Raw genomic sequence first — 15,981 nt, 5'->3', positions numbered from 1 at the left:
TTGGCAAGGCTTAGCCTGAGAGTGCAGCCTCTCCCTTCAGCAGCCCGGCATGCACGAGCCCCTGGCGAATGCCGCCTTCATCTACATGAGCCGTTACATAATCCGCATACGGCAGCAGCTCCGGATGTGAGTTGCCCATGGCGACTCCCAGACCAACCAGCTCCAGCATTTCTTTATCATTCAGGTTATCGCCGAATGCAACGGCATCCTCAGGTGTCAGATCCAGCTTCTCGAGCAGCGCAGCAATGCCAAGCGCCTTGGATCCGCCCTCCGGCAGTACGTCCATCGCATGTTCATGCCAGCGGATGAGCTTGAGGTCACCCAGCTTGCCTTGATACAAATGCTCGTCCCCGCTCTCGCAATGCAAGAAAGCCTGGTATACGCCTTCCTTCTCCCAGAATGCCGGATCGAAGCCGGGCAGTTCTACCTTGAGCGAGGTCACAGCGTTGTTCACGAACGGATGATCTTCATGGGTTGCATAGTAACCGTGCTCCCCCTGGAATACCAAGCTGTGACCATGCTCCGTAGCCGCGCGCACCAGCGCCTCCAGACTGTTCTTGCTGATCTCGCGTTTAAGCAGCGCTTCTCCTTTGTACACAACATAGGCGCCGTTAAGGCAAATATACGAATCGATCCCTAGCTCCTCGGTAATCGGCTTGATGAAATATGGGGCCCGCCCGGTAGCGATGACCGGTTCGATGCCACTGGCCTTCAGCTCGGCTACTGCCTGCTTGGCATCCTCAGGAATGACTTTTTCCTCATTGACCAACGTACCGTCGATATCAAAGAACACAATTTTGTAGCTCATCCTGCTGTCCACTCCTGTTCTTCTGCCCAGGCGATCGGGCGCCCGGTGCTTTTTATTTAGTATAAAGAATCCTGGCCCGAAAGAAAACCGTTCACCCGAAACTCAGGTTATCCATTACTGTCGCGCACGGCACACAAGGTGAAGACCCTTGCAGCAGCAAGGGCCTTCACGGTAAGAAATCTTAAGAAGCTATCATCGGATCAGGTCAGATAATCGTACTTGCGTTCCTGGCCCTTCCAGGCGCTGGCAGCCAATGTAAATCCAATTAATTGATAAACGACCAGCCAAATCAGGCTCCGTCTCATAAAATCAGGCCAAGTGAAGAGAGCGGATTGAAATTCTGAGAAACGGATCTCAATCAGCGTAACAACGAACCAAATCGCAAACAGCAGAAGCCCGCCTATAATCCCACGCATGATGATATAGCGCATTTTTCCCTTATTGCGAACGGCCGACCAGCGGTCAACAAACCGAGCTTCCTTGTCGCTTAGCTTGAGCTCTTGTGGCATATTGCGAACCTCCTCGCCTCTTCAAATCTGCCCCGCCTCGCCACTATTAGAAGCTTAGTATAGCAAAAAGGGAAGTGGAATGCAGCAGTGACCAGGAGCACTCCTTAGATCGATATCGTCTCTACCTCACCTGAATAGCCATCCGGAATCTCCACATTCACCTGAATATCGGCGGGATGCTTGACACGAATTCGGATGGTACCCGAGCCCTCACCCAGCTGCCAATCCACGTCAATGCGTCCCCGCTCCGGCAGCGGTACCGAGCCTCTGGCCCAGGACAACCCACACGGCTGTGGTGCCACCTCGACCGTCTGCCAGCCCGGCGCCGTCCGCCGCACTCCCAGCACTTGCGTACCCAGAAAATAAGCGGGTGCCGCCGACCAGGCGTGACAGTGGCTGCGTGTCAGCATGTTGGGATTGGCGCGGTTTTCCTTGAAGTTCGGATACATCTCCCAACACGTCGTCGCTCCATAGCGCACCATCTGCCCATAGTTATGGCGGATGTCTTCAATGATACGCCCCGCTTCTCCTGCTGCCGCAAGCGTCTCATAATAGAAGAACGACATGAACGGCGAACCAATCTGCACGAAGTCGCTTGGTGGCGCCAGCAGATAGGAGGAAATCCGCTCCTTGCGCGATTGCTCCGCAACATCGGTCAGTTGGGCAACAACCTGCGTCTGCATGCTGTAGATGTCCGAGCGCCGTCCATCCTTGTGGATACAGTCCACATACGCTTGCTTGGCTTCATCCCACAGATGCTGGTTGATCGCCTGCTGCAGGGCTTCAGCTGCCGTTTCCCAGCGCTCGGCGTCATCAGTTTGCTCTGCCAGCCGGGCCATGACGGCCGCCACGCGCAGCGTTTTGGTCAGGAACAGATTCTGATGGGTTACGACACCGTCTCCAGGTTGATCCATGGGCGACCAGTCCAGCAGATTCCAGCCAGTGATTTCTAACAGGCCATCCTCGTTAAGATGCTGCAGATAGTGCTCCAAGGTATAGGCGATGTGCGGGTACATCTCCTGCGCGAAGGCCAGGTCGTCCGTTTGCTCATAATATTCGTGACAAGCAATCGCCCAGAAGAAGGTCCAGTTCGGAATCACGCTGCTCCAGCCGCTAGGCACTTGGTCGGCGTAGAGCGGTGTTTGATCACGGGATCCGGGAACAAGACGCAGGCAGCGCTTGACGATCTCATTCACGCCATACAGGTAATTGCTGACGAGCGCCTCATTACGGCTGTCACCGACCCAGAAGACCTGCTCATAGGCTGGACAATCTACGAACGTATCCTCCATGCACAATCTTGTTGTATGCTGGCTGATCCGCCAGATTTCATCCAGAAGCGCATCTGAGCATTGGAAGGTGCCAACCTCCGCTACGGGGTAGTTGCTCTGTATGACTTGCACGTGATAAAAGTTCAGCGGCCGTGCCGCCCCCCGCACGGTAATCATCAAATAGCGGAATCCGCGCCGGATCGGTGATTCATATCGCTGTCTGCCTTCCTTGCACACATAACGGATGGTATTGTCCAGTCCGTAGGTGTCCTGGCGGTATTCATCACGAGCATATTCGTAGCCGTATAAGTCAATCACCGTGCCGGCTGCAGCCTCTACCTCAAACACGAGATACCCCGACCACTCCTTGCCAAAATCCACAACAACCTCCGTATCCCACCCTTCGAAGCGAGGCAGTTCCGCCGCCGGCGCATGCGGCATTGCCATTCGCTGCAATTGGGTCGGCACCGGGAGCTCCTGCTCCGCGGAACGGTAGATGCAGAGGCCGAGCACATCAATTTCGCTTGCAAGCAAAGGATCAATCGGCCGAACCCGATCACCAAGAGCAGACAGATCTGCAGCTTCACGAACCTGCGACATGATTTGCAGGTACTCGGGGTCCTCTACGTTGAGCGTCGGCCGCGGCTGATGATCGATATATTCTGTCGTATCAAACGGACCGACCGCTACAAAAGGAGACAGCGTATTCCCGTCCAATGGACTTCTCACCTCAATCGTCGATCCGCAATCGATGCCGAAGTGAAATTTGCCCGTATGGACCGATCCGGTCGTATCAACGAGCAGCAGATTGTCCCCGGCTTGCAATTCTATCTGGACATGCTTCTCCGGCTGAACACCGCGATATGACGAAGCTTCGATGCGCTTGCCGTTCAGCGAGCAAGCCCGAAAACATTCCGAAGCATGTGTGAAAACCAAGATGGCTTCGGTCGCCTGGGGCACGTGCAGCACGGTAGCGACATAGCCGGTATGACCGGTGGGGTTGGCATGACTCACACTCGATGGGTCCATAATGGTACGGATGTCCAGCGCGGTTGACCAAATGAAGCTACGCACCTGCTTGAGCGATTCGACACGGACGGGACTAACCGGTTCCTCCGTCAGCGGCGGAATATCCCGTGGCTGCATCCGGCTCCAGGGCTCCATGCCTGCCGGGCCGATAGAGAGCGCTTGCTGCCATGACGAATCATCATAATCCGGCTGCGTCCATGCCCCGTCCCAAGCCGATGCGTCAATATACTCTGCGAAGCCCTGCTGGCAGGACATGCGAGGCGAGCGACGATGGTAGCCAAGGTGCCGGGACGTGCGCCACAGGGCATCGGTACACAAGCGTGTCTCCCGCCCTCCCTGTTCATCGAGCAAATCGAGCTGGCCCAGCAGACCCCCGCGTCCCCTCAAATAATAGAAGTTAGACACGCCAAAATGATTCACAAACACGGCAATCGAGTTGGTCTTGCCCCGCTCCAGCAGATGGCCGACCTGGTAAGTGTCGTAGGCTAGCTCAGCCGGCCAGGAGCGGACCGGTCCTCGTCCGACAAATTCGCCATTGACAGTCAAGACATATCGCGAATCTGCGGTTATCGCAAACTCTGCTTCCCGCCATCCTTCTTCAGCCACCTCCACCGTCTGGCGGAAGCACCGCCATTCGTTGCGGGGACTCGCCTCGTCGCCTCCCCAGATCCACTCTGCCTGCCATGCTTTACTCATATTTTCATCTCCCTTGTCATCCTACTCCGTTTTCTCCATTGTAAACGGAAACATCGAATGATTTAGGGGTCAAACCCGACCAATTTATAGGTTTAAGACGACATTTCTAATTCGATGCAGAATTTCCAATGTGATGTGTCTTCAAATTATATACGGCCGGGTTGGACGTGAGGGCCTCGGGATGCTAAGCTATAGATACAGGAAGTGGTAATCATGAAGCCTGTTGCGGATGCACGGCTTTATGAACACGTATATTAAGGAGGGGAATTATCCATTGTTTAAGAGAATTATGCTGTTTGTCCTGACGAATGTGCTGGTTATTACTACCATTACGATCATCTTCTCGGTATTCGGTATTCAGGGCTATATCAAGGAAGAAGGCGGTATCGATTTCGCGGCACTGCTCATATTCAGTGCCATTATCGGTTTTACCGGTGCACTGATTTCACTGGCAATGTCCCGCTGGATGGCCAAAAAAGCCATGAATGTGCATGTCCTTGACCCGAATGGTCCACTGAATGCAACAGAACAACGTATCGTTGAGATGGTACATCGACTGAGCCGTAATGCCGGTCTGACTCATATGCCCGAAGTCGGGATCTATCCATCGCCAGAAGTGAATGCCTTTGCCACCGGTCCGAGCAAGAAGCGCTCGCTGGTCGCGCTGTCTGAGGGCCTGCTCCAGCAGATGGATGAGGATGCCGTGGAAGGCGTTATTGCGCACGAGGTCGCTCACATTGCCAATGGCGACATGGTAACGATGGCTTTGCTACAAGGGGTTGTCAACACGTTTGTCATCTTCCTCGCCCGGATTGCCGCATACATTGTCTCCAATCTCGTCAAGAATGATGGGGCTCGTGTGATCGTGCATTTTGCCTGTATCATTGTCTTCCAGATCGTCTTCTCGATTCTGGGCAGTCTGGTCGTCATGGCCTTCTCGCGTTATCGGGAGTACCATGCGGATGCAGGTGCTGCAGCTTATGCTGGCAAAGACAAGATGATTCACGCGCTGCAGTCGCTTAAGCAGACTTTGAATCAGGTTGACAACCGTCAGGCTTCGCTCAACACGATGAAGATCAGCAACACGCCTAAGGCGATGCGTCTGTTCTCCTCTCACCCTGATCTCGATGACCGGATCAACCGTCTGAGCCAGTCGTAAAACGTACTTGTGTTTCTACAAGAATACAAAGCGAGCGACCGATGCGTATGTGCATCGGTCGCTTTTTTTTGTGGACCGGATGATCCGTGGGATTCAGTTCTGCCTTACGATTGCGCTGCTGCCGGGGTGCGCTGCTGCTGCCAATGCTCGGGCAACGCCTCCCGCTCCCGCTCCAACAGCTCGGCGATAATGGCTTCGGAATCAGCAATGGATTGGGTAAGCGGATCGGTCAGCATCGCCCGCAGCAGCTTATCCATGCTCCCCTCTACGACCGCCTCGGCTGTCAGCTCGTGCGTATCCAGCACCAGCTCTTGCATGCCCCTCAAACCGCGCGGCATTTCCCCGACGGGCCGGGGCCGCAAGCCCTCCATATCGATATCGCAGAGCAGCTCCAGGAAGGCGTCGTCTCGCATGTTGGTCACTGCTCCGTTATTCCAGGTATTAATGTAGAATGGCTTGCCCAGTCCACCGACCATATTCTCAATGATATCGGTTGCGTGGTCCGGACCATAAGCCGTCATATACTCGCTAATCGGACGTTGGCCGCTCACAAAGGCGTCGATCTCTTCCCACATCTCGTCATGGCGGCGATACCGCTCCTCGGTTTCCCAGAGCGAGAGCTGCGGCAAGGCTTCCTCCGCGACATTCTTGCCCTGCCAGAACCGCACATACTCCTTGGTATGAGCCACGCAGGTTGGCACATAGCCGAAGCCTCGGTACAGCTCGTAGCTAATCGCATCATTGTGCAGCGCCTTGGCGCCCTGATCCCCGCCATCCGTGCCCGTTTCAGCCGCGCGCTTGAGTGATGCCGCGATATCCCCAGCCACATCGCGACCCTCATACTCCGCCTTCAGCAGCCATGTAAAATGGTTGACGCCCGCAATCCGGAAGTCAAACGCCTGCTCAACCTCCGGCGTATAGTCAGCTTCCTTGGTGATAATGCCCGCACGCTGCGCATACCGCCGCTTCACATGGGGCATATGCAGGCCGTCGCACAGCGCGAAGCTTTTCAGCTTCGGCGCATATCGGCCCAGGGCGATGCCATGAATCGCTGAAGGGTTGATATAGTTGATGACCCAGGCATCCGGGCAGAGCGCCTCAATATCTCTCGCACACGCCATAATCTGCGGCAGCTCGCGCATCGCCCGGAAGATCCCGCCTGGCCCGATCGTATCACCGGAACACATGCGGATGCCGTACTTTTCCGACACCTCACAGTCAATGCCACGATAACGGACCGTCTGATTGGCGAAGCTGAGCACAACAAAGTCTGCGCCCGGCAGCACATCCTTCCAATCGGTCGAGCCTTCAATGGTCAGGGACACGCCTGTCTCCTCCACAACCATCTGTGCGAGCTTCAGAAGCTTGGCCAGCCGCTTCTCATCCGTATCCACCAGTGCGAGCGTACCGCTGTTCAAATGCTCGGAGTGCACCATCTGCCAGATCGATTGCCGTCCAAAAAACAAGCTTCCCGCACCTACCACGACTACCTTCGGTTGCTTCACCGTTTGCTTCATTTCGATCTTCCTCCTGTTCTGGTCTCGCTTACATGCTTAATTATAGGGACTTCAGCAGCAGTTGAAATAGAATACGGTATGCAGTCCATGTCAAAAAGTCAGCCGTCCGCATGGTATACTAAAAAACAAGCACACTTGCAGTCTACGGGAGGGCTCTATGAGCGATCTAACGATATTTAATGAACTGTCGGAGCATATCCAGCTGCGCATTCATTCCTGCAAAATTGAAGCCCACGGCCGGGAGTGGACCGAAAGCAAGCTGCATCCGGATTACGATTTCTGGCTCATTCTGGACGGTTCTGTGCTCATTCAGGCGGAGACGGGCAGCTATACCGCCCGCCCGGGAGACGTGATCTTTTTCTATCCCAATGCCCCCTATTCCGCTTCGACCGACGCAGCCGGCTGCCGGTTTCTGTACATTCATTTTGAATTCGGCATCGGCGAGCATTTTCGGATTCTGGGAGAGTTCAATTTCTCCGGCATTCTCCCGGCAGACAGCGCTGCTAAGGAATCAGAACTGCTGCTGCAAGCCTATCAAGCTTATGAAGCAGGTGAGCCTGTCGCCTCCTTGCAGCTCAAGGGCGCACTCCATCTGCTGCTCTTCCGGGTGATCCGGCAGCGCGATCAAGGCTCGGAGGGGGTGCGGTTTCAGCATAGGGGCGATTCCAGCAGCCTTCGTCTGGCTGCTCTGCGGCCGGTGATTGCGCATATTCATGACCATTTGGACCGTCCTGTGACCATCCCTGAGCTGGCAGACCTCGCTGCGATGTCGGAGAAGTATTTTATCGCGTATTTCCGCCGGGCCGTCGGCTTGACCCCTGGGCGTTACATCAATCAACTGCGCATGAACCGGGCGCGTGATTATTTGCAGCAAGGCGGGTTGTCTGTGAAACAGATCGCTCTTCTGCTTGGCTACCCGGATGCCTCCACCTTCTCCAAAGCCTTCAAAAAGCATTATCATGTAGCGCCTTCCCAGTTTTATTAAACCGGGAGGGCGTTCACATTTTCGACACATTAAACCTTAAGACCTAACTCAACCCGGTCAGCTTTTTTGATTTTATGGTTCAAAAGTATTAGTCTTATAGATACAATTACATCGAACCATGTCGAAAGGCGGGATATGAATGTTAAAGCTAACGATTCGCAAAAAGTTGATGTGGATGTCTGTTTTTCTGCTCATTGTTCCTGTGGTCGCCATGGGACTCGTCAGCTATCGGACGGCTCTCGAGGAGACCGACAACCTGATTGAAAACAGTCTGAGTGCCACCGTCAATATGGCCATCGAAACGATGGTTACCTTAGACCGGTCAGTGCAGGACGGCTCGCTGACCCTGGAGGAAGCCCAGGAGACGTTCCGTGTGATGCTGCTCGGAGAGAAGAATGCGGATGGGACGCGTCCGATTAATCCGGCCCTTGATCTGGGAGAGAACGGCTACTTCTTTGCGCTCGACGCTTCCGGTACGCTGCTTGCTCATCCCACGGCAGAAGGAGCAAACCTATGGGATACGGAGTCGAATGGGACTTATTACATACAAGACATGATTAACAAAGGACCCGAGGGCGGATTAGTGTATTATGACGCTTCCCTCCCGGGCGCTGATGAGGACAAACAGTTCTTGAAAATTGCATACGCCAAGCAGGCCCCTGTCTGGGGCTGGGTCCTGACCTCCAGTTCTTACATGCAGGATTTCAACAGCGGCCAGTCGCGGCTGCTTGCCATCATGATGTGGACGCTTATCATCTGTGTGGTCGTGGGATTGATTGCCGTCTACCTGTTTGCCAATCATATCGCCAAGCCAATCATCCGGGTTGCGCGGCATGCCGAGCGAATGGCGGATGGTGATCTTTCGGGGGACGAAGTGCCAGAGGGGCGTAAAGACGAGCTGGGCGTATTGGCGAGCTCCTTCAACCACCTGCTGCGCAACTTGAGAGATCTGGCCGGAAATCAGCTGCTGAGTGCGAATGCGTTGTCTGCCTCCTCGCGCAATCTCTCCGGCATTATCGGTGAGACCACCTCAGCGATTCAACAGACCTCCCAGGCCGTAGCGGAAGTCTCCGTCAATGCGGAGACGCAAGCGGGCAGTATTGAGGAGAGCTCCCGGGCGATGGAGGAAATGGCGAGTGGCATTCAGCGGATTGCCAGCACTTCGGCGCAGGCGTTCGAGTCTTCCTCCGACACACTGCGTGAAGCGGAGCTTGGCGGGGACTTGATTCGCGAGTCGACGGAGCGGATCGACACGGTCAGCCGGACTGTCGGCGAGCTAGGGAATGTCGTCAACCAACTGAACGAGCGCTCGGTCTCGATCGGTCAAATTGTAGAAGCCATTAGAGGCATCGCCAAACAAACCAATCTGCTGGCGCTCAACGCCGCCATCGAAGCCTCGCGGGCCGGTGAGCATGGCCGCGGATTTGCCGTCGTGGCGGCAGAGATTCGCAAGCTCTCCGAGCAATCAGCCGAACAGTCTGGACAGATCGCGGGGTTGCTTGAGCGAATCCGTCAGGATATTGCGCAGGCGGTCGTCTCGATGGATCAGGGCAAGGAAGAGGTTGCGCGCAGCGTGTCCTCGATTGATGAGACGGGGGCCTCATTTGCCCGAATTCTCGAAGCTACGCGCAGTGTAGTCCGGCAGGTTGAAGAAGCCTCCGCTGCAGCCGAGGAAATGTCCGCCAGCTCCCAGCAAGTGGCGGCTTCGCTGCAGGAGATGGAGCGACTGGCCTCTCATACCTCCGGTGCAGCCCAGTCGGTCTCGGCTGCCAGCGAGGAGCAGCTTGCGGTGATGGAGGACATCGCCACTTCCGCCGGACGGCTGGACGACATGGCCGCGAGCATGAAGGAATTGGCCGGCAAGTTCAAGATGTAATGTAGGCCGTAGGGTGATGAAATAGGGCGTCCAGCAGTCAGGTTTCACTGAGCTGCTGGACGCCCTATTTGTGTGCTCACGAACTTTGTATACAGCAACCCGCGAGCTCCGACAGTCGCTAGTGTCGCTAGAACGGCTGAGGAAGGCCCCGGCGCTGGCTGCAAGTCTAGAAAGTTTACTAAGAAGCGGCTGTGACCGTCTCGGCGGTGGCTGTAAGTCTAGAAAGTTTACTTGGAGGCGGCTGTGACCGTCTCGGCGGTGGCTGTAAGTCTAGAAAGTTTACTTAGAAGCGGCTGTGACCGTCTCGGCGCTGGCCGCAAGTCTAGAAAGCTTACTTAAAGGCGGCTGCGACCGTCTCGGCGCTGGCTGCAAGTCTAGAAAGTTTACTTGGAGGCGGCTGAGACCATCTCGGCGGTGGCTGTAAGTCTAGAAACTTTACTTGGAGGCGCTGAGACCATCTCGGCGACGGCTGCAAGTCTAGATAGTTTACTTAGAGGCTGCTGCGACCATCTCGGCGGTGGCTGCAAGTCTAGAAAGTTTACTTAGAGGTGACTACGACGCGGTGAGCGACGCTCCAACGAAAGTTTCTTGCCTTGCAGACCCAATCGAGCGCCGCATGGTGCCTCCAACGAAAGTTTCTTGCCTTACAGCGACTCGGGAGCTCCGACTGGCGCCTCCAACGAAAGTTTCTTGCCTTACAGCTGCTCAAAAGCTCCGACTGGCGCCTCCAGCGAAAGTTTTTTGCCTTACAGCGACTCGGGAGCTCCGACTGGTCCCTCCAACGAAAGTTTCTTGCCTTACTGCGACTCAGGAGCTCCGTCTGGTCCCTCCAACGAAAGTTTCTTGCCTTACTGCGACTCAAAAGCTCCGACTGGCGCCTCCAACGAAAGTTTCTTGCCTTACAGCGACTCGGGAGCTCCAACTGCCGCCTTTGCTACTCGACACGCAGGATCCAAGCTTCGATATCGAAGTCTTGGTCCGCCAGCTTCTCCTCTACCAGAAAATCTTTGGTGCCGGTGATGCGCGAGATCCCTTCCTCCGTGAACGGTGTGTCCTTGATTGTGCTAATTGGACTAACCTGCTTCACTTTCTCCGGCGTCGTGTTCTGGATCTGCGCCACCAGCTCGTAATATTCGTCCTCGTGCTGCTTCAGATCCTCCAGCGCTTTAAGGCGAATCTCGTTCCAGACCTTCGGGAAATCGGGGAATTTCTCCAGATAGGCTTCCGAGACGACCGTCGCATTGGTACCAAGCAGATGTGGATGCTTGGTGGAGTCGTCTATGTGCGGATAGCCTTCTTCAATTTGCTTGAGCGCATAGACGCCACTGTTGGTCATCGCATCTACTTCTCCCCGAGCAAGCGCGGCTTCCCCGTCGGGACGCAGCATATGGACCAGCTTCACATCAGTGACACCCGCTTCGTTCAACAGACCCGCCACGTAGCGATGCATATACGAGCCTTTTTGAATGGCAATGGTCTTGCCCTGAAGCTCCTCAACTGTGGTCGGACCATCCTTTTTGCCAATCAGATAGCCGATGTTCTCGATATGGGCCTGGGCGATGAGCCGGGTCTTCGCTCCCGTTGAGCGGGCCAGGATGGCTGGCGTGTCACCCAGACTACCGGCATCCAGCCGTCCGCTAATCAGCGATTCGCTCTGATCCGGCCCATTCGGGAAGCCAGTCAGATTAATCTCGGTAATGCCATACTTGGCGAGCTCCTCCTGAATGATGCCTTTGTGAAAGCCCCATCCTTCGGCGCCGGTCGGCAGATTAAGCTCATTGACGCCGATATAGCCGTAATTGAATACCGTCGGCACGGTGCCTTCTTCCGCGTCCCCGTCTGCAGAGGTTGTGGCGTCACTCCCGCAGCCTTGCAGCAGTAGGGCGGTCAGCAGGATTGCGATGGCCAGACCCAGGCTCTTTTTGCGGCGATGCCGATGCTTCCGTAATTCGTTGGTTGATGTCATGATAGTCTCTCCTTAAATGTATGATCAAAAATTCGGTTATTTGCACCGAGTAGATTGGAGGCAGGAGGAACTGAGGAGCGTACACGTTTTCGTAGAAAACGACCTCGTAAGCAATGGGTCTACGTGAGCACCGAAGCAACGGCTTACGAAGCGAGTTTCCTCGGAAACTTTTATCTAACTGCATTCAATATTCGATGTCGAATACGCTCCCTGTAATGCTTCGTGAAAAAAAGCGAACCTTATGAGATGGCGCCTTTGGTGGTGAGTTCGTACATATACGGATGCTTGGCAACCGGTGTGCGGCCAGGGCCCCAGCCGACCTTCTCGCGATAGCCGCCGAGCAGGCCTGCCTGTTCCAATTCGTTCTCGTCCACCACTTGGGCGGACTCGGCATCGGGGGATACATACATGGCATCGACTGGGCAATACAGCTCGCACATGAAGCAGGTCTGGCACTCACTCTGCCGGGCTATGACGGGAATGCCGCCGGAGGTTCGGTCAAATACGTTGGTCGGGCAGACGGACACGCACAGGTTGCAGGAAATGCACTTGCTCTCGCTGATAATCTCGATCATGACCGCGCCGCCTCCTTGGCTGGCTGATCAGCCGATGCTGAGGCGGAGGGAACGGGATTCTCTTGGCCTACACCAGTTAACCCAGCAGTGGTAGTCTCATAGCGTGCAATATCCGACCCAGGAAAAGTGGCTTCGGCGTGCAGGCCAGCAACAGTCACAGGATCGTTAGTCTCGGTGCGTGTACCCGCAGCAGAGCCCGAGTTAGTCGCTGGCTGAGCCGCCAGCCGTTCGACGCGGACCCGGATATCATCCAGTCCGCTGCTGACCAGACGGTAGCGCTGACTCTCGTCCAGCCGCGGGAAGTCCTCGCGCTTGTGCATGCCCCGCGTCTCCGTACGCAGCCGTGCGGTGCGGTACATCCACCGGGCAGTCGCTGTCATTGCCGTAGCCTCGCGTGCCTTGACGCCACCAATATCCCGGCCGACAGCTCCCTCTCGCCGCTCTTGCCACAGTGTGTCGAGCCGGCCCAGCGAGTCGTCCAGCCCGGCTTCGGTGCGGAACAAGTTGCGGTTATACGGCATGACCTCCGCCTGCACCGCCCGTACCGCCTCTTCCGTCCGGCCTGCCGTCGATGCGTCGGTGCTGCCCGCCAGTGGCGAGGAGGCGAGTCCTTGCAGCCGGCGCGTTCCTTTGAGCAAGCCCAGCCTGCGGGCATAGCGAGCCGCGCCTTCACCCGCGAATGATCCGGAGGACATGGCCCAGGCCGCATTGTGGCTGCCGCCGCCTGTGAAACCGCCGCAGATCAACTCGCGAGTCGCAGCGTCCCCTGCCGCATACAGACCTGGCACCTTCGTGCTGCAATCCGTATCGGTAATATGGATACCGCCAGTCCCGCGTACTGTACCTTCCAGACGCAGCGTCACAGGGAAGCGGTCCTTGAACGGATCGATGCCGAAGCGGTCGAACGGCAGGAAGAAGTTCGTCTGTGCAACCCGTAGCATGGGCTGGATCTCTGCCGGTGCCTGGTCCAGCGAGGCAAAGACCTGCCTGCCCTGCAGCAGGTTGCGCGCAATGACGGAACGGCCGCGCTGTGAGCCGGCTCCCTCGACAATTGAGCCGTCTTCATAGTAGAAGCTCGCGTAACGATAGTACGCGGTCTTCGTTACGGACGAGAAGGTTGGCGAGATGGCATAGGCATTGGAGAATTCCATGCCCGACAGCTCAGCCCCCGCTTCGGCCGCCATCAGGTAGCCATCACCGGTAAGGACATTGCAACCAAGCGCCTTGCTCAGAAACGCGCATCCGCCAGTTGCGATTACAACAGCGCCGGCCCGGACGCGCCAGGTCCCGCCTTTCTGGGTACGCACGCCTGCTGCGCCGCCGACGCCATGCTCATCGGCCAACAACTCCAGCGCGGGACTGTGATCGAGAATTTTGACGCCCGCTTTTAGCACTAGCTTGCGCATCAGCTTCATATACTCCGGCCCTTGCAGTGAACGCCGATGCTGGTCTCCGGAGTCATTGAGCGGGAACGGGTAGCCCCAGGCTCCCAGCTTGTTCATATTGTCATAGGTGCGGTCCAGCACCCGGTTCATCCAATCGTTGTCCGCCAGTTGACCGCCCAGCGTATAGCGGCTGTCCTTGGCCTCTTGCCGAAGCCGGTCCTCCGGCTTGACGTACCAGACGCCGGTTCCCGATGGCGCAGTGGCTCCGCTAGAGCCGCAGAAGCCTTTGTCCGCCAAGACAACTTTGGCGCCTTCTGCCGCCGCCGAGATCGCTGCCCATGTCCCTGCAGGCCCGCCGCCAATGACTAACACATCCGCCTCCAGTTCGATTCCCGCCGACTCAATTGTTACAACATTCATATCCAATTCCTCCTTTGTATTGAGAAATCCAATCCAGTACCTATCTAGCCGAGATAACCGTCCCGCCACCGGAGCAGCCTGCGCTCCAGCAAACGTACGAGGGAATCCACCAGTTTGCCTACAACCGCAAAGATAATGACCCCGACGAAAATGTTTTCCGTCACTGAATTTTGCTTGGCCACATTAATGAGGAAGCCAATTCCGGCTTGTGAACCAAGTAGCTCGGCGACGACCAATCCAAGCCAGGACAAGGCAAGCGACAAGCGCAAACCAAGCAGAATCCCCGGCATCGCAGCAGGGATAACCAATCGAACAATTTGCTTGGATCGGCTGAAGCCCAGTACACGCGTCACCTCAAACAGCTTGTTGTCCACGCCGCGAATCCCCATCAGCGTGTGAATATAGAGTGGGAAAAACGCGCCTTTGGCAATAATCAGCACCTTGGACACTTCCCCAAAACCAAACCAGAGGATAATCAGCGGCGCAATGGCCAGATGGGGGACAAGGCGCAGCATCTGGATGCTGGGATCGACCACATGCTCCGTCCGGCGTGAGAAGCCTGCCCACAAGCCAAACAAGAGGCCGAGCCCGCCACCAATGACAAAGCCTAGCGCTGCCCGCCAGACACTGATACCCAGATGATGCGCCAACTGTCCCGAGACTGCCAGCTCCCGCAGCGCCTCTGCGATGACAAGTGGCGTTGGCAGGAAATCGGACGAAAGATAGCCAAGCGCACCCGCGGTTTCCCACACAATCAGCACCAACAGTGGCAACGCAGCACCTACTGCAAAATCGGACAACCAGGCCGGTCGCCGGGAGATCCTGCTCCGCCTGACCGGCGTCTTGGCGGCGGGCACGCTCCGCACGGTTTCTGACCGTTCTCTCAGCACTTCCACACGTTCAGGCATGACATATGCTCCCTTCTACCCTTGATAGTTGTCCTGCCACCGCAAGAGCCGACGTTCGGCCATTCGTACCAGCGAATCGGTCAGTTTGCCGACGAGCGCGAAGATAATAATTCCGACAAACACAATGGGTGTCTTGCTGAACTGCCGTGCATCCGACATCATGTAGCCGATGCCTGAGGTGGATGCGATCAGTTCCGCTACAACCAGACTGAGCCAGGCAACTCCTAGCGAGATCCGCATACCCAGCAGAATGTTGGGCAGCGCGCCGGGAATGACTAGCCGGACGACCTGCTTGAGGCGACTGAAGCCGAGCACTCGTGCAACATCGAAGAGACGATTATCGACGCCCCGAATGCCGAGGAAGGTATTGATGTACATCGGGAAAAAGGCACCTTTGGCAATGAGCAGAATCTTCGACTCCTCCCCGATCCCGAACCATAGAACGAACAATGGAACCACCGCTAGATGCGGAATCATCCGGAACATCTGGATGGAGGGATCAAGCGCCCGTTCCGTCTGGCGGAACAAGCCCACGAGAATGCCCAGCAAGAGTCCAGCGCCTCCACCAATGACGAAGCCGGCCAGCATCCGAGTCAGACTGACACGAAGATGTTCCCAGATCTCGCCTGTCGAGGATAATCGCACGAAAGTCTCTGCAATCGTTAGCGGGGTGGGAAACAACAAGGTCGAGATCAGTTCCAGATCACCAAGGATCTGCCATCCCGCCACCACACCTAAAGGAAGGATGGAGCCCAGTGCGGCTACCGTCCACTTTGTTTTCTTCTTGATTCTTACAGCCTCTGTGCTCATTAGCGATATCTCCTTCTGTCTTCGGCTGCACCCGCTCGCGAGCTCTCCGAAACATCAGAAAGAGGCA

The 15,981-nt window shown here is 56.1% G+C and carries 12 protein-coding genes; 3 read left to right on the top strand and 9 right to left on the bottom strand.

The genetic code is table 11. The annotated features are described in order from the left end of the window. Positions 1 to 10 precede the first annotated feature (10 nt). The 3 genes from F556_RS0116890 to F556_RS0116880 all read right to left on the bottom strand — a co-directional run bounded on the left by F556_RS0116890 (position 11) and on the right by F556_RS0116880 (position 4,313). A complete protein-coding gene (locus F556_RS0116890) occupies positions 11 to 808 on the bottom strand; it encodes a Cof-type HAD-IIB family hydrolase (protein WP_020618162.1) in 798 nt (265 codons plus the stop codon). Between the two features lie 200 nt (positions 809 to 1,008). Next, complete coding sequence (locus F556_RS0116885) at positions 1,009 to 1,317, bottom strand: hypothetical protein (RefSeq protein ID WP_020618161.1); 309 nt, start codon at positions 1,315 to 1,317, stop codon at positions 1,009 to 1,011. A gap of 104 nt (positions 1,318 to 1,421) precedes the next feature. Continuing rightward, on the bottom strand, positions 1,422 to 4,313 hold the full coding sequence (locus tag F556_RS0116880) for a family 78 glycoside hydrolase catalytic domain (protein WP_020618160.1): 2,892 nt from the start codon (positions 4,311 to 4,313) through the stop codon (positions 1,422 to 1,424). Between the two features lie 274 nt (positions 4,314 to 4,587). On the opposite strand from F556_RS0116880, the gene htpX reads away from it, so the two are divergent. Further along, complete coding sequence (gene htpX, locus F556_RS0116875) at positions 4,588 to 5,472, top strand: protease HtpX (RefSeq protein ID WP_026297350.1); 885 nt, start codon at positions 4,588 to 4,590, stop codon at positions 5,470 to 5,472. 104 nt (positions 5,473 to 5,576) lie between these two features. Here htpX and F556_RS0116870 read toward each other — a convergent pair whose 3' ends face one another. Next, on the bottom strand, positions 5,577 to 6,989 hold the full coding sequence (locus tag F556_RS0116870) for a family 4 glycosyl hydrolase (protein WP_020618158.1): 1,413 nt from the start codon (positions 6,987 to 6,989) through the stop codon (positions 5,577 to 5,579). A 157-nt stretch (positions 6,990 to 7,146) separates the two neighbouring features. Here F556_RS0116870 and F556_RS0116865 point away from each other — a divergent pair, with 157 nt between their 5' ends. Both F556_RS0116865 and F556_RS0116860 read left to right on the top strand, forming a co-directional pair. Next, entirely contained in the window at positions 7,147 to 7,974 is an 828-nt protein-coding gene (locus F556_RS0116865) for an AraC family transcriptional regulator (protein ID WP_020618157.1), read from the top strand. A gap of 139 nt (positions 7,975 to 8,113) precedes the next feature. Further along, positions 8,114 to 9,850, top strand: coding sequence for a methyl-accepting chemotaxis protein (locus F556_RS0116860; protein WP_020618156.1), 1,737 nt, complete (start codon positions 8,114 to 8,116; stop codon positions 9,848 to 9,850). Between the two features lie 934 nt (positions 9,851 to 10,784). Here F556_RS0116860 and F556_RS0116855 read toward each other — a convergent pair. The 5 genes from F556_RS0116855 to F556_RS0116835 form a co-directional block, all read right to left on the bottom strand. Then, on the bottom strand, positions 10,785 to 11,816 hold the full coding sequence (locus F556_RS0116855; RefSeq protein ID WP_020618155.1) for an ABC transporter substrate-binding protein: 1,032 nt from the start codon (positions 11,814 to 11,816) through the stop codon (positions 10,785 to 10,787). 239 nt (positions 11,817 to 12,055) lie between these two features. Beyond that, positions 12,056 to 12,391 carry a 4Fe-4S dicluster domain-containing protein gene (locus tag F556_RS0116850; protein ID WP_020618154.1) on the bottom strand — a complete coding sequence of 112 codons (336 nt, stop codon included), beginning with the start codon at positions 12,389 to 12,391 and terminating at the stop codon, positions 12,056 to 12,058. Continuing rightward, complete coding sequence (locus F556_RS0116845) at positions 12,388 to 14,196, bottom strand: FAD-dependent oxidoreductase (RefSeq protein WP_020618153.1); 1,809 nt, start codon at positions 14,194 to 14,196, stop codon at positions 12,388 to 12,390. Before F556_RS0116845 ends, F556_RS0116850 begins: the two co-directional genes overlap by 4 nt. Positions 14,197 to 14,240: 44 nt before the next feature. Next, a complete protein-coding gene (locus F556_RS0116840; protein WP_020618152.1) occupies positions 14,241 to 15,104 on the bottom strand; it encodes an ABC transporter permease in 864 nt (287 codons plus the stop codon). A 15-nt stretch (positions 15,105 to 15,119) separates the two neighbouring features. Further along, positions 15,120 to 15,914 (bottom strand): ABC transporter permease, encoded by a 795-nt coding sequence (locus F556_RS0116835; protein WP_020618151.1) that lies wholly within the window; start codon positions 15,912 to 15,914, stop codon positions 15,120 to 15,122. Positions 15,915 to 15,981 lie beyond the last annotated feature (67 nt).

The sequence above is a fragment of the Paenibacillus daejeonensis DSM 15491 genome, from assembly GCF_000378385.1.
GTDB lineage: Bacteria > Bacillota > Bacilli > Paenibacillales > Paenibacillaceae > Paenibacillus_D > Paenibacillus_D daejeonensis.
This window is presented reverse-complemented; position numbering and strand designations above follow the sequence as displayed.